This is a genomic window from Ensifer sp. EB106-03-01-XG145, assembly GCF_058792075.1.
Genome location: NZ_JBYTEC010000015.1, coordinates 12,790 through 25,177, shown reverse-complemented (window position 1 = coordinate 25,177; position 12,388 = coordinate 12,790). Strand labels below are relative to the sequence as shown.

Below are 12,388 nucleotides of genomic sequence, written 5' to 3'. Positions count from 1 at the left end.
CCACTCATTTATGCGGAAACTGGATATTCGTTCCGGTCCAGTTTGCATCTATGACAGGACAAGCACAAGGAGCGAGATCATGTACACACCCCCGGCCTTCAAGGAGGAAACACTGAGCGTGCTGCACGCGATCATCGAGGCCGCATCGCTTTCCACTTTCGTCACCGCAACGGCCGATGGCCTGCTGGCCACGCCGCTGCCACTGCTGCTCGATCGCGACGAAGGTCCTTATGGCACGCTCTATGGCCACCTCGCCCGCGCCAACCCGCAAGGGACGACCGCGCCGATCGGCGCGGCCATGGCGACCTTCATGGGGCCGGACGCCTATGTCACCCCCTCCTGGTACGCCTCCAAGCGCGAGCACGGAAAAGTGGTGCCGACCTGGAACTATTCGGCCGTGCACGCCTATGGCGAGGTCGAGTTCTTCACCGACGAGGATCGGCTTCTCGATGTCGTCACCCGCCTGACCAATCGTCACGAGGCGGCGGGTGCCGAACCCTGGCAGGTGAGCGACGCACCACCCGCCTTCGTCAAGGCCCAGCTTCGCGGCATCATCGGTCTGCGGCTGCCGATCGACCGCCTCGACGGCAAGCGCAAGTTCAGTCAGAACCGCAGCATTGAAGATCGTCAGGGCGTGGCCGCAGGGCTCGCAGCCAGCGCGCGGCCCGAGGATCGCCTCGTCTCCGGGGAGATACCGGTCTGACGCTCAACGGGCGCCTCGTCTAGCATCTCACCCGATGGATGAGACGTTCCGATTTCCTTCAACTTTCCCGCGCAAGCCCTTACAACGACTCCGCGCATCAGCAGACGAGGTATCCCATGCCGTCGCTCGACATTCTCCTCACCTTCTTCGTCACCACGGCGATCTTCGCCTATATTCCGGGACCGGCGATGCTCTACGCCGCTGCGCAGACGATGGCGCGCGGCCGCTTTGCCGGGCTGATGGCCTCGCTCGGCATCCATCTCGGTGGTTACGTGCATGTCCTTGCGGCCGCCGCCGGTCTCTCGATCCTGTTCCATGCGGTGCCGACACTCTATCTCGCGGTGAAGCTAGCCGGTGCCGCCTATCTCGTCTGGCTGGGCTTCACGCTGATGCGCGCCAAGGCGAGCGGCGGCGGTCACCTGCCCGCGGTTGAAGCGAAATCGGCGCGCCGCGCCTTCTTCGAAAGCATCACCGTCGAGGTTCTGAACCCGAAGACCGCGATCTTCTTCGTCGCCTTCCTGCCGCAGTTCACCGATGCCTCTGCCGCCTTCCCGGTGTGGGTGCAGTTTCTGCTGCTCGGCACCGTCGTCAACCTGATGTTCTCCTCCGCCGATCTCGTCTGCGTGTTTCTCGCCGATGCCGTCGTCGTCAAGATGCGCCGCTCCACCCGGGCACAGCGCCTGCTGCAGCGCGCCGGCGGCACGGTGCTGATCGGGCTCGGCGCCCATCTCGCCTGGCAGCGGACGTAACCCCACTTGGGCGGCGCATCGAGCGCCGCCGCAAGCCTACCTTGCACCCGCATCACTTGCAGCTATCATGCGTGAACGCCATCGGGGGACACGCGCATGGGAGAAGGCGGCCAACCTATTCGCACCACAGGTGCGGACATCCTCGTCGATACACTTCTGGCAAACGATGTGAATGTCTGTTTTGCCAATCCCGGCACGTCGGAAATGCACTTCGTCGCCGCCCTTGATCGCAAGCCGGAGATGCGCTGTATCCTCGGCCTCTCCGAAGGCGTCGTCACCGGTGCGGCCGATGGCTATGCGCGCATGACGGGTCGCCCGGCCTCGACCCTGCTCCACACCGGTCCCGGTCTCGCCAACAGCCTTGCCAACCTGCACAACGCGCGGCGCGCTCGCACGCCTGTCATCAACGTCGTCGGCGACCATGCCTCCTACCACCTTGCGCTCGATGCACCGCTGACCAGCGATATCGAGGGACTGGCACGCCCGATGTCGAACTGGGTGCGGCGGGTGAACGACCCCTCCGACGTGGGGCCGACGGCGGCCGCCGCCTATCGCGCGTCGTTGACGCCACCGGGCGTTGCCACCATGATCCTGCCGGCAGACGCGTCCTGGGGCGCGTTTTCCACCGACGCGCCAGTGCAACAAGTCCTGATCGAAGCCCCGCGGCCGGCAAGTGCGGAAACGGTTCGCGAGGTTGCCCGCCTCGTCCGTGCGAATCCTGCAGGGGTCGCCATGGTCTTAAGCGGCGCCGCCGCAAGGGCCGAGAGCCTCGCCATCGCCGGGCGGATCGCGGCCGCCTGCAACGTCCAGCTTTTCAACGAGGTGCTAGTCGCCCACACCCAGCGCGGCCGCGGGCGGGTGGCGCCGCGGCGCATCCCCTACCCGATCGACATGGCGCTCGAAACGCTCCGCGACGTCAAGGTTCTGATCCTCGTCGGCGCACCGGAACCGGTGGCTTTCTTCGCCTATCCGGGAAAGCCCGGCCGGTTGGTGCCGGAAGGCTGCGCGGTGGTCACGCTTGCCCGCCACGGTGAAGACCTGAAAGGAACGCTCGAAGCGCTGCGCGACGAACTCGGTATCAGCGCCACGCTGCCCCTGCCGATGCCAAGCGCCCCCACAGACGAGGGCGAGCCTTCGGGCGCGCTGACCGAAGACGCAATCGCCGTCATCGTCGCCCATAAGGTGCCGGAGAATGCGATCGTCTGCGACGAGGCGGCCACTTCGGCCCGGCGTTACTTCGCACTTTCGGCCTTCTCTGCGCCGCACGATTTCATCATGCAGACCGGCGGCGCGATCGGCGAAGGCATCCCGCTTTCCACCGGTGCCGCGATCGCCTGTCCCGACCGCAAGGTGATTTGCCTGCAGGCCGATGGCTGCGCCATGTACAATATTCAGGGCCTGTGGACGCAGGCGCGCGAAAACCTCGACATCGTCACCGTCATCTTTTCCAACCGTACCTACGCCATCCTGCATGCCGAAATGCGCAATGTCGGCGTCGAAGAGATCGGCACCAACGCGCGCCGCATGCTGAACCTCGACAACCCCGCGCTCGACTGGGTTTCGCTCGCCCGCGGCTTCGGCGTCGAGGCGGCCGTCGCGACCTCCTGCGAAGCCTTCGCCGCGCTCTTCGATGCCGCGCTGTCGCGGCGTGGACCCTTTCTGATCGAGGCTCGCCTTGTGTGAAATTCCCTGCCGTTTTTGCACTGCGTCGAGCACCGGCGCGTCGTAGAGATGATGCTCCTGACCGATGGGATTTACCGGCCTCCGGGCGCGGAAATCACAGGATAAACAATTGATTTAAATAGGCATTTCACAAAACTTCGACCGCAAACTTGCGCCCGGAAACTTCTCGCTTATATTAGCGGCGCCCTAGGTTCGCGCTCATCTGTCCGAGTCGCATTTCAGTTTTGGGCCCCCTTCAACCGACAATGTTCTTTGTCGGTGGACCAACGAAGGAGACACTTCATGTCCTTTAAGAAAGACCTAACCAAGGCCCCCGGCGCATCTCTGTCCCGCGTCAATATCGGAGCCGCCATCAAGCATTCGCGTGAAACCGCCGGCTATACGGTCGACGATCTCTCGGTCACGACTGGCCTGACGGAAATTGAAATCTCAAAGATCGAGCTTGGCGCCGATACCGATCCCGCCAAGCTGCAGCGCATCGCCGCCGCATTGCAGGTCTCGCCGCAGACCTTTACAAGCGCCTGACAAGCGGGGGCGGTGCGCCGAAGACAGCGCGCCGCCGCCTTCTACCTTCGCGCCTCCTGTGGCGACCGGCCGCTTTGGTCGAAATGGCCAGCGACAGCCCGCTTGCCGAAACATCCAAGAATCCGCTCGCCCGCCCTCAAAGCAGCGCCTGCCTTTTCATTCAGCAGCTATGCGTCCGGAGCACCGCGCAACGACGGGTCGCGGCGTGGCTCACGCGCACAGCGTCTGGCTCTCGAGAAGCCGTATCAGCTTGAATAACAAGAAAAATAAATGGACGAAAAACCCGCCATTTCAGGCCTTTGCAGATGTTTTCGCGATCGCTCAAAATCAAATAATTTAATATTTTCATTGAGTTTCAAAAAGTATCGTCTATATATCACCTCATCGAATATTGCTTGTGACCTTTGACACGGCGCTTCCGCGCGGCCAGATCTCCTCTCAAATATCGATCACCGCCAGAGAAATATTTCTGGTAAATTCAGCGATTGAAAGGAAATCGTCATGGCTTCAGGCACGGTAAAGTGGTTCAACGGCACCAAGGGCTTCGGCTTCATTCAGCCCGACGACGGCAGCACGGATGTGTTTGTTCACATCTCCGCAGTCGAACGCGCTGGCATGCGCTCGCTCAACGAAGGTCAGAAAGTGACCTTTGACGTTGTTGCCGACCGCAGAACGGGCAAGAGCTCGGCCGACAATCTCAGGGCCGAATAATTTGTCATTCGCCCTCCTCTGACCACGGATGTACTGGCAGGGAGGCGCTTGAATGACGGGAAGAGGTCGGGGAACAACCCGGCCTTTTTGCGTCTCAGGGCCCTTTTCAGGAGACCACCATGAGCCGCAAAACCTATGAGATTGGCGACAAGGTCACGCTGAGGGCGAGTGCCGCTCAGTCGACCTTGAACAGCCGTCTTGGTCTGATCGTCGGCCTTTTGCCCAATGATCGTGGCGAGGCGCGCTTTCGCGTAAGGGTCGAAGGCGAGACGTTCGAACGCTGCGTGCTGGAGACTGACATCGAGCATGCCGAGACTTCGAAAGAGGACGCCCCCCAGGCGGCCATCACCGGGCCCTGGCTCAAAAAATTGAGCACCAAACCCGGCAGATAACCGCGGCTACAGGGAAAGCCGCGACCGACAACAGGAGAACATCTTTTGCAGGTACTCGTTAGGGACAATAACATCGACCAGGCCTTGCGCATCTTGAAGAAGAAGATGCAGCGAGAGGGTCTGTTCCGTGAATTCAAGGCGCGCAGCAGCTACGAGAAACCTTCGGAAAAGCGCGTCCGCGAAAAGGCAGAAGCGGTACGGCGCCAGCGCAAGCTGCAGCGCAAGAAGCTCCAGCGCGAAGGCCTGCTGCCGGGACCCAAGAAGGCAGCGCGACCTTCGCGCTGAGGCTTGGGGTCGGCAAAAATCCGCCCGTTTCAGGAGACAGGTCATGACGCCACACCCCAACACGGCATTTAAACCGGCCAAGACCTCCGCGAGCGAGAAGGCCTCCGCCACCGATCACACGGCGAGAGCAATCGTTGCTGCCGAAAAGATCGCCCGCGACAAGAAGACCGAGAAGCTCAAGGCCCAGCGCCTTGAGCGCGCCGCCGCCGAACCGCCTGCGGAGGTGCCCGCAAGCAAACCATCCCGAAAATCGCGCCGGCCGTAATATCGACTGAAACCGAACGCGCAAGCCCGGACATGGGCATAAGGCCTTGCGGAAGCACCGACAGCGCCGCGCGTCTTATCAGACGCGCAAAGGTCGCTGTAGATTTTGATTTTCTGCATGTCTCCTTAAATCGAGGTCGATTGAAGGAGACATGCAGTAGGAGAGAATTGTCGGAGCGTCCTTTGTGCGTTCAGATGAACGTACGGCGCCCTGGACGCGCCGAAAACGACGTTTCCCGTCAACAGGAGGTGGCTTCATGTCACCCGCTCAGCGGCATCCATTGGCTCCCTCCGACCTGGCAATGCTCGATGGCGTGTTGCGGCGCGCGGGCTTTCATCAGCGCGTCGACCTTGACGATCAAGACAGCCTTCGCCTTGCCGCCGTCTTCCTTGTCAGAAGGTTCCAGGCGGGCGTTACCACCGCGGATATCCTGCTTGCTGAACTGCAGAACCGGGATGGGCAGCGCACCCCGCGGCAGATTGAAACCGCAAATCTCGAACAGTGGGAAAACGACGGCGGCGCGCCGCAAAGACCCAGCGCGATTACCCGCTACACCGGTGCCCGACGCCTCCCCTGGCCGGGCGTGATATCGCCCCTGAACCCGACACCCCGTCCCGGCAAGGGCCCGAAATCCTCATAGGCCCGTAATCCGGACAGGCCATCAGTGCCGGAACGTCGAAGGGATACCCTTCGAACGGGATCTCCCTTGTGCTGGACACATTTGAGGCGCATCGTTCGACGATCGACACTGGCCGACTTGGCATATCGCGGTGGGGGGGCTCCCGACCGCCAATTTCCTCCTTTATCGACAGCAGTACGTCCGCGACGTTGCGCGGAGGCGAGAGGCAACCGTGAGCCGAACGGGTGTGTAACGGGTGTGTTCGGGGCTGAGCAGATATTCTCGCCACAGCCAATTTACGGGCGCTACATTCTACGGGCGCCGCATTGCGCTTGAACGAACGGCGAGGAGCCGCAGATCCCTTACGATTGGACGAACACATGTTCCAGACGCTCACACACAGACTTCGCCGATACGACTATACTCTGGCAGCCATCAAGGCATCGCTCGTCCTGTCCCTGCTCTTCATCACGCTCATGACATTGAGCGGCCTTCTCTGGTGACGGGCGCCGTAGACCCATAGTATCCCACGACAGGACACGGCCATCCGCGACTGTACCCCTCCCGTGTTGCGTTGAACTAGCGATCAGGGGCAAATTGTTTCAAGATTCTCCCGCAGGAGCCATTGCAACAAACCGGCCTCCAGCACCGCGCGCTCAACGGAACATCCCATGGCACTTCACCTCGAAACTCCCCTCCTTGAATCCCGCCCGCTAAGCCTCGCGTCCGATTGCTCCATCTGGCTGAAGATGGAGGCGCTGCAGCCGCCCGGTTCGTTCAAGATCCGCGGCGTTGGTGCTGCCTGCGAGCACCATGCGCGAAACGGCAAGCGGCGTTTCGTCTCCTCCTCCGGCGGCAATGCCGGCATGGCGGTTGCCTATGCCGGCCGCCAGCTCTCAATCCCCGTCTCCGTCTTCGTTCCCGAAACGACCACCGAACGGGCAAAGGCGCTTATCCGCCAGGAAGGCGCCGAGGTGATCGTCCACGGCGCCGCTTGGGATGAAGCGAATGCCCGCGCGCTCGCATCCGCCGATGCCGAGACCGCTTTCATCCATCCCTTCGACGATCCGCTGCTGTGGGCCGGGCACGCGACGATGATCGACGAGGTGGTCAAGGCCGACCTCGCCTTCGATGCGGTCGTGCTCTCTGTCGGCGGCGGCGGGCTGCTGTCGGGCGTCGCCGAGGGACTGGAGCGCAACGGGCTCCGGGATATTCCTATTGTCACCGCGGAGACCGAAGGCACCGCGTCCTACCTCGCCTCCGTCAAGGCGGGAGAGCTGGTGGAGCTTCCCTCGATCAGCGGCGTCGCCACTTCGCTCGGCGCCCGAAAGGTCTGCAAGCGTGCCTTCGAGATCAGCCAGATCCGGCCGGTCGAATGCGTCGTCGTCAGCGACCAGTCGGCGGTCGACGCCTGCACCCGCTTCCTCGACGACCACCGCGTGCTGGTGGAACCCGCCTGCGGCGCCGCCCTGGCCATCGCCTACGAGCACGCCGATCAACTCCTGCGCTTCGAGCGCGTGCTGATGATCGTCTGCGGCGGCGCGACGACGACGGTGGAACGGCTGCAGGCCTGGCAGGCAGTCTGACCTTTGGGCGGCACCGCCGCCCCTTCCCGCGTGCAGTGGGAAGACAGCAGCCAGTCCCCAAGGTGCAGGCGCGATAGGCGCGGACCGATTGGGAGGCGTCCGCCGCCCAACGTTGACCATGGTCTGGCGCTCAGGCAGTCTCTTGCCATGGCAAGAGGCGTGCTGCTCGATCTCTCCGGCGTGCTCTATGACGGCAACACGGTGTTGCCGGGTGCCATCGCGGCGGTGCTGCGGCTGCGCGCAGCTCGCCTCCCCGTCCGCTTCCTGACCAACACCACCCGCCAGTCGAAGCGCCAGATCGTCGCTCACCTCCAGCGCCTTGGCTTCGATTGCGCTGCCGACGAGGTGTTCACGCCGGTTGCCGCCGCGCGCGCCTGGCTCGAGACGAACAGCCACCAGCCGCACCTGCTCATTCATCCCGCACTTGAGGAAGACTTCGCCGATTGCCGTATGGACGGCCCCGTCGCCGTCGTGCTTGGCGATGCCGCGGAGCGCTTCAGCTATGAGGGCCTCAACGCCGCGTTTCGCGCCCTGATGGCTGGCTCGCCGCTGCTGGCGCTCGCCCGCAACCGGTTCTTCCGTGATCGCGACGGCGAGCTGAGCCTCGATGCCGGCCCCTTTGTCGAGGCGCTGGAACATGCGAGCGGCATCAAGGCGAAGCTCTTCGGCAAACCCTCTGACGATTTCTTTCTGGCAGCAGCAGCGAGCATGGACCTTGACCCGGCCGATTTGGCCATGATCGGCGACGATGCCGAAAGCGATACCGCCGGTGCGCTTGCCGCCGGGATCGGCACCGCGATCCTCGTGCGCACCGGCAAGTACCGCGAGGGCGATGAGCAGCGTTTCCAGCCGGCGCCTTCGGCGGTTGTCGACGACATTACGGCCGCCTGCGATCTCATCCTGGCGGCGCAGCGGGACTGACACCCGAGGTACAGCGTCGCGCGCCTTATCAGACGCGCAAAGGTCGCTGTAGCACTTTGATTCGCTGAAGCCGATTAAAGGAGACATGCGGTAGCCGAAACGGAACGGCCCTCTCTTCGGACCTCCTCGCTCCTGGCCCCTGGCGATCACGCATACGCGAACTTATATGCTGAAGTGAACCATAGATTGTTCTGCTCTCAGCCAGGAAGGCAAGCATGCGCGAGACGTTCCTGTTTATCGTTCGGGTCACAGTCGTCTGTGCGGCGACCGCCTTCGGCGCCCTGCTCGGCTGGCAAGGTCACGGCTGGGACGGAGCGCTCGGATTCGGCCTGGTCGGCTTCGGCGCCGGTTCGGCCTTTGTCGCCTTCCCTGGCTTTTGGCTGGACCTGCTTGGGAGTCTCTGTTTGGATCTGCTTCGGTTTCTCTGGGAAGTCGTCTAGGGCGCCGATCGTTCATATGAACGCACCAAGCACGCTCTGACGCTTTGGTTCTACAGCGCCGCGCGTCTTATCAGACGCGCAAAGGTCGCTGTAGCACTTTGAATTGCTGCATGTTTTTGTCCTTTAACCGGCCACGATTAAAGGAAACATGCAGTAGCCCATCTTTCTGTCTCAACTGGTTTCACTTCAGGCACGATGTTCCAGGCCGACTGCTCGCATCTTGCCGTCGCACGTCGTCAGGCCGCCACCCGTCTGCCTCGACCAATCTCGCGCCGATCCGGCAGCAATGACGCGGTTTTGCAAATGGCCTGCCCACGTCACGAAAAAAGCCGGGGCACTGCCCCGGCTTCCTTCATTCAATCGTTCGATAGGGTTTAGTTCTTCGCCTTGTCGACCAGCTTGTTCTTGCCGATCCAGGGCATCATGCCGCGAAGCTTGGCGCCGACTTCCTCGATCTGGTGGCTGTCGTTGACGCGGCGGATGCCCTTGAAGCGGGCTGCACCCGACTTGTACTCCTGCATCCACTCGGAGGTGAACTTGCCGGTCTGGATGTCCTTGAGGACGCGCTTCATTTCGGCCTTGGTTTCTTCGGTGATGATGCGCGGGCCGGTGACGTATTCGCCCCACTCTGCGGTGTTGGAGATCGAGTAGTTCATGTTGGCGATGCCGCCTTCATAGATCAGGTCGACGATCAGCTTCACTTCGTGCAGGCACTCGAAATAGGCCATTTCCGGAGCGTAGCCGCCTTCCACCAGCGTTTCGAAGCCGGCGCGGATCAGTTCGACGAGACCGCCGCACAGAACGACCTGTTCGCCGAAGAGGTCGGTTTCGCACTCTTCCTTGAAGTTGGTTTCGATGATGCCCGAACGGCCGCCGCCGACGCCGCAGGCGTAGGAGAGCGCGAGGTCAAGAGCGTTGCCCGAAGCGTCCTGGTGAACGGCAACGAGGCAGGGAACGCCGCCGCCCTTCTGGTATTCGCCGCGAACCGTGTGGCCCGGGCCCTTCGGCGCGATCATGACGACGTCGAGCGAAGCCTTCGGCTCGATCAGGCCGAAGTGAACGTTGAGGCCGTGGGCGAAAGCGATCGCAGCGCCGTCACGGATGTTGCCGGCAATGTCGGCCTTGTAGATTTCGGCCTGCAGTTCGTCAGGCGTTGCCATCATGATGAGGTCGGCCCACTTGGCGGCTTCCGCAACCGACAGAACCGAGAGACCGTCGGCCTCGACCTTGGCAGCCGTTGCCGAACCCGGCTTCAGCGCGATGCGGATTTCCTTGGCGCCAGAATCTTTCAGGTTCAGCGCATGGGCGCGGCCCTGGCTGCCGTAGCCGACGATGGCGACCTTCTTCGACTTGATCAGGTTGATATCGGCATCACGATCGTAATAGACGCGCATTTTCGTGGTCCTTCCCGTTTGCTTGTCAGTTTGTCGATGGCGAGGTTCCCCCCGCCGTTACCCTTTCGTGCCGTAAAGCGCGAGGAAGGCTGAAACCGCCTGCTCCGCCTTGCGACTGAAACTCTTCTTCATCTCGCCGGCCTCTTCGCCGAGCAGCATCTTCAGGTGCCAGTCGGAAACGACAAGCCCATAAAGTGCACCATAGGCCTCGTCGGCGTCGTCGAACCTGAGCAGCCCGGCTTTGCGCCCGGCCTCCAGCAGTGCGGCCGCACGGCGGCCGATCTGCCGGCGTCCGCGTTCCTGCAGCATGTGGCCAAGTTTGGAGCCATCGCGGCTCGCCTGGCCGATCGCCAGCCGGTTCAGCGCCAGCGACACGTCGCCCGAGAGAACCTCGAGCAGATCTTTGGCGAAGACGATCAGGTGTCGCTCCAGGCTCTCGGCATCGAGCGCCTTGGCGGCGACGTCCTGGGTGCGCACCTTGCTCGCCTGGAAACCGATCATTGCCGAGATCAGCCCGTCGCGATCGCCGAACCACTTGTAGAGGCTTTCCTTGGAGCAATTGGCCGCGCGCGCGATGCCGGCCGTCGTCAGCGCCTTTTCGCCGCCGTCGACCAGAAGACGCAATGCCTGTTCGAGAACGGCGCCCTGACGTTCCGTCAGCCCCTCCCCGGCATTCGCCTCCCTTATCGCCGCAGTCATCTGCACGTCGCCTCGCTCCCGATCAGTACCGTACGGTACGGTTCGCATTCTTCTAGTGAAGCGCCCCGGAGGCGTCAAGACGATTCTCACAACGGGGCGAAATTTCGGCGGTGACGGCGAAAGGCGGAGCCCATAGGTTTCGAGCCGACTGAACGAGATCGACCTGCCACCGCCCAAATGGGCTGATCACGGCAAGATCGATCACTCGATATCGATGGAGTTCAACGCATGCAGCAACCGCCCCTGGGTCTTCTGATTGGAGGAAGTTCGCACGTCGGCAAGTCGACATTGGCTAGCGCTCTGGCAAGCTCTCTCGGTCGCGAGCTGATCTCGACGGACAATCTGGGCCGCCATCCCGGCAGGCCGTGGCCATCGGTCCGCCCGCAAGTCGCCGAATATTATGCCAGCCTGTCCGACGAGACCATTCATTGGTTCCTGAAGGTTCACCATGAGAATATGTGGCCGCGCATCCGCCAGATCATCGAAAGCCATCGGCAACTGGCAAAGCCGTTCGTGCTGGAGGGCGCCGCGCTTAGACCGGAATATGTGGCTCAACTCGAACCGGGGAGCGTTGCCGCCGTGTTCCTCTACGCGGATGAGGATTTCCTGCGTCGACGGATGATGGAAGAAGCTGGACACTCAGATGCGGACGAGGCGACAGCCGCGATTATCGCGAAATTCATCGAGCGCTCGATCCGAGAAAATAGAGACATGCTTGAGGCTGCCCAAGCGGCCAACATCCGGTGTGTCGATGTCGCAACACCCGGAACGCTTGACGCGTTGACGAAAGCGTTTTCGGCGGCTTGATCGCCGAAGAGTGATGGCCGCTTGGGCCGTCGGCGGTCACTGGGGCACGGTGCCGCTCAGAGCTGAAGGCCCCTCATCTGCCTGCCGGCATCTTCTCCCCGCCCGCGGGGACAAGGGCGGCCACAAGTCCGTGCCCAAAAGCGGAACTATGTAGCAATCGCCGCCAAATCGGTCATTTGAACGCGCTGAGACGGCAATGGGACTTGGATCTGAGATGGCCGTTTCAACTTCGCCTCATGCAGATTCCACATCGTCAAAAACAATGTCGTCACGGCAAAAAAGGCCAGCGCTGCCAGGTGGATCTTGCCGATGCGGCGCGCGAAATAGGAGCTGGCTCTCGCCTCGATGGCTCGACCTGCGGCTCCAGCCTGCCGGGCATTTTCATTCATATAGCGGGTTATTCGTCCGCCGGAACGGTCCCGCGCGCGGGCCAGATCATCGTCGCTGGGCCCCGCACCGAGTCCAGCACGCACAGCGCTAAAGAGCAGGATCGCGAACAGCACCCAGAACACCAGAAAAGACAGTGCAGCAAGCTGGCCGCTGGGGGTGTTGGTATCCATTGCCGTGTCCGGGCTGTGCAGCAATTATCGCCTGTACCGTCCAGGCGCT

General features: G+C 62.3%; 17 protein-coding genes. 14 read left to right on the top strand and 3 right to left on the bottom strand.

Translation table 11 applies throughout. From position 1 onward, the window contains the following. Positions 1–79: 79 nt before the first annotated feature. The 13 genes from AC3WWH_RS26425 (at position 80) to AC3WWH_RS26365 (ending at position 8,879) form a co-directional block, all read left to right on the top strand. Entirely contained in the window at positions 80–703 is a 624-nt protein-coding gene (locus AC3WWH_RS26425) for an FMN-binding negative transcriptional regulator (RefSeq protein WP_058322384.1), read from the top strand. A gap of 116 nt (positions 704–819) precedes the next feature. Further along, a complete protein-coding gene (locus tag AC3WWH_RS26420) occupies positions 820–1,452 on the top strand; it encodes a LysE family translocator (protein WP_058322383.1) in 633 nt (210 codons plus the stop codon). A 96-nt stretch (positions 1,453–1,548) separates the two neighbouring features. Then, positions 1,549–3,135, top strand: a complete 1,587-nt coding sequence (locus AC3WWH_RS26415; RefSeq protein WP_058322382.1) for an acetolactate synthase large subunit — start codon at positions 1,549–1,551, stop codon at positions 3,133–3,135. A gap of 282 nt (positions 3,136–3,417) precedes the next feature. Then, positions 3,418–3,660, top strand: a complete 243-nt coding sequence (locus AC3WWH_RS26410; protein ID WP_058322381.1) for a helix-turn-helix domain-containing protein — start codon at positions 3,418–3,420, stop codon at positions 3,658–3,660. 501 nt (positions 3,661–4,161) lie between these two features. Continuing rightward, positions 4,162–4,371 carry a cold-shock protein gene (locus AC3WWH_RS26405; protein WP_057253733.1) on the top strand — a complete coding sequence of 70 codons (210 nt, stop codon included), beginning with the start codon at positions 4,162–4,164 and terminating at the stop codon, positions 4,369–4,371. A gap of 119 nt (positions 4,372–4,490) precedes the next feature. Beyond that, positions 4,491–4,763, top strand: a complete 273-nt coding sequence (locus tag AC3WWH_RS26400) for a hypothetical protein (RefSeq protein ID WP_057253730.1) — start codon at positions 4,491–4,493, stop codon at positions 4,761–4,763. Positions 4,764–4,808: 45 nt separating this feature from the next. Then, positions 4,809–5,048 carry a 30S ribosomal protein S21 gene (rpsU, locus tag AC3WWH_RS26395; RefSeq protein ID WP_057253728.1) on the top strand — a complete coding sequence of 80 codons (240 nt, stop codon included), beginning with the start codon at positions 4,809–4,811 and terminating at the stop codon, positions 5,046–5,048. 43 nt (positions 5,049–5,091) lie between these two features. Beyond that, positions 5,092–5,313 carry a hypothetical protein gene (locus AC3WWH_RS26390; RefSeq protein WP_057253726.1) on the top strand — a complete coding sequence of 74 codons (222 nt, stop codon included), beginning with the start codon at positions 5,092–5,094 and terminating at the stop codon, positions 5,311–5,313. 256 nt (positions 5,314–5,569) lie between these two features. Then, on the top strand, positions 5,570–5,953 hold the full coding sequence (locus AC3WWH_RS26385; protein WP_156433093.1) for a hypothetical protein: 384 nt from the start codon (positions 5,570–5,572) through the stop codon (positions 5,951–5,953). Positions 5,954–6,312: 359 nt separating this feature from the next. Beyond that, on the top strand, positions 6,313–6,435 hold the full coding sequence (locus tag AC3WWH_RS26380; protein ID WP_255571031.1) for a hypothetical protein: 123 nt from the start codon (positions 6,313–6,315) through the stop codon (positions 6,433–6,435). A gap of 168 nt (positions 6,436–6,603) precedes the next feature. Further along, positions 6,604–7,518, top strand: coding sequence for a pyridoxal-phosphate dependent enzyme (locus tag AC3WWH_RS26375; RefSeq protein WP_058322379.1), 915 nt, complete (start codon positions 6,604–6,606; stop codon positions 7,516–7,518). Between the two features lie 147 nt (positions 7,519–7,665). Continuing rightward, positions 7,666–8,439, top strand: coding sequence for a TIGR01458 family HAD-type hydrolase (locus AC3WWH_RS26370; protein WP_058322378.1), 774 nt, complete (start codon positions 7,666–7,668; stop codon positions 8,437–8,439). 215 nt (positions 8,440–8,654) lie between these two features. Then, positions 8,655–8,879: a hypothetical protein gene (locus AC3WWH_RS26365; protein ID WP_058322377.1), complete on the top strand. Its 225-nt coding sequence runs from the start codon at positions 8,655–8,657 to the stop codon at positions 8,877–8,879. Between the two features lie 374 nt (positions 8,880–9,253). On the opposite strand, the gene ilvC is transcribed toward AC3WWH_RS26365, so the two are convergent. Beyond that, positions 9,254–10,273, bottom strand: coding sequence for a ketol-acid reductoisomerase (gene ilvC / locus AC3WWH_RS26360; RefSeq protein WP_058322376.1), 1,020 nt, complete (start codon positions 10,271–10,273; stop codon positions 9,254–9,256). Between the two features lie 57 nt (positions 10,274–10,330). Beyond that, positions 10,331–10,972 (bottom strand): TetR/AcrR family transcriptional regulator C-terminal domain-containing protein, encoded by a 642-nt coding sequence (locus tag AC3WWH_RS26355; RefSeq protein WP_373419870.1) that lies wholly within the window; start codon positions 10,970–10,972, stop codon positions 10,331–10,333. A gap of 228 nt (positions 10,973–11,200) precedes the next feature. Here AC3WWH_RS26355 and AC3WWH_RS26350 point away from each other — a divergent pair, with 228 nt between their 5' ends. Continuing rightward, entirely contained in the window at positions 11,201–11,779 is a 579-nt protein-coding gene (locus tag AC3WWH_RS26350) for an AAA family ATPase (RefSeq protein WP_058322374.1), read from the top strand. Positions 11,780–11,925: 146 nt separating this feature from the next. Here the strand turns inward: AC3WWH_RS26350 and AC3WWH_RS26345 are convergent, their stop codons facing one another. After that, entirely contained in the window at positions 11,926–12,339 is a 414-nt protein-coding gene (locus tag AC3WWH_RS26345) for a hypothetical protein (RefSeq protein WP_058322373.1), read from the bottom strand. Positions 12,340–12,388 lie beyond the last annotated feature (49 nt).

What these genes read in the sequence shown, in the direction of transcription:
- AC3WWH_RS26425 (WP_058322384.1), top strand. Translation starts at nt 80, where the DNA reads ATGTACACACCCCCGGCCTTCAAGGAGGAAACACTGAGCGTGCTGCAC.
- AC3WWH_RS26420 (WP_058322383.1), top strand. Translation starts at nt 820, where the DNA reads ATGCCGTCGCTCGACATTCTCCTCACCTTCTTCGTCACCACGGCGATC.
- AC3WWH_RS26415 (WP_058322382.1), top strand. Translation starts at nt 1,549, where the DNA reads ATGGGAGAAGGCGGCCAACCTATTCGCACCACAGGTGCGGACATCCTC.
- AC3WWH_RS26410 (WP_058322381.1), top strand. Translation starts at nt 3,418, where the DNA reads ATGTCCTTTAAGAAAGACCTAACCAAGGCCCCCGGCGCATCTCTGTCC.
- AC3WWH_RS26405 (WP_057253733.1), top strand. Translation starts at nt 4,162, where the DNA reads ATGGCTTCAGGCACGGTAAAGTGGTTCAACGGCACCAAGGGCTTCGGC.
- AC3WWH_RS26400 (WP_057253730.1), top strand. Translation starts at nt 4,491, where the DNA reads ATGAGCCGCAAAACCTATGAGATTGGCGACAAGGTCACGCTGAGGGCG.
- AC3WWH_RS26390 (WP_057253726.1), top strand. Translation starts at nt 5,092, where the DNA reads ATGACGCCACACCCCAACACGGCATTTAAACCGGCCAAGACCTCCGCG.
- AC3WWH_RS26385 (WP_156433093.1), top strand. Translation starts at nt 5,570, where the DNA reads ATGTCACCCGCTCAGCGGCATCCATTGGCTCCCTCCGACCTGGCAATG.
- AC3WWH_RS26380 (WP_255571031.1), top strand. Translation starts at nt 6,313, where the DNA reads ATGTTCCAGACGCTCACACACAGACTTCGCCGATACGACTATACTCTG.
- AC3WWH_RS26375 (WP_058322379.1), top strand. Translation starts at nt 6,604, where the DNA reads ATGGCACTTCACCTCGAAACTCCCCTCCTTGAATCCCGCCCGCTAAGC.
- AC3WWH_RS26370 (WP_058322378.1), top strand. Translation starts at nt 7,666, where the DNA reads ATGGCAAGAGGCGTGCTGCTCGATCTCTCCGGCGTGCTCTATGACGGC.
- AC3WWH_RS26365 (WP_058322377.1), top strand. Translation starts at nt 8,655, where the DNA reads ATGCGCGAGACGTTCCTGTTTATCGTTCGGGTCACAGTCGTCTGTGCG.
- ilvC (WP_058322376.1), bottom strand. Translation starts at nt 10,273, where the DNA reads ATGCGCGTCTATTACGATCGTGATGCCGATATCAACCTGATCAAGTCG.
- AC3WWH_RS26355 (WP_373419870.1), bottom strand. Translation starts at nt 10,972, where the DNA reads ATGACTGCGGCGATAAGGGAGGCGAATGCCGGGGAGGGGCTGACGGAA.
- AC3WWH_RS26350 (WP_058322374.1), top strand. Translation starts at nt 11,201, where the DNA reads ATGCAGCAACCGCCCCTGGGTCTTCTGATTGGAGGAAGTTCGCACGTC.
- AC3WWH_RS26345 (WP_058322373.1), bottom strand. Translation starts at nt 12,339, where the DNA reads ATGGATACCAACACCCCCAGCGGCCAGCTTGCTGCACTGTCTTTTCTG.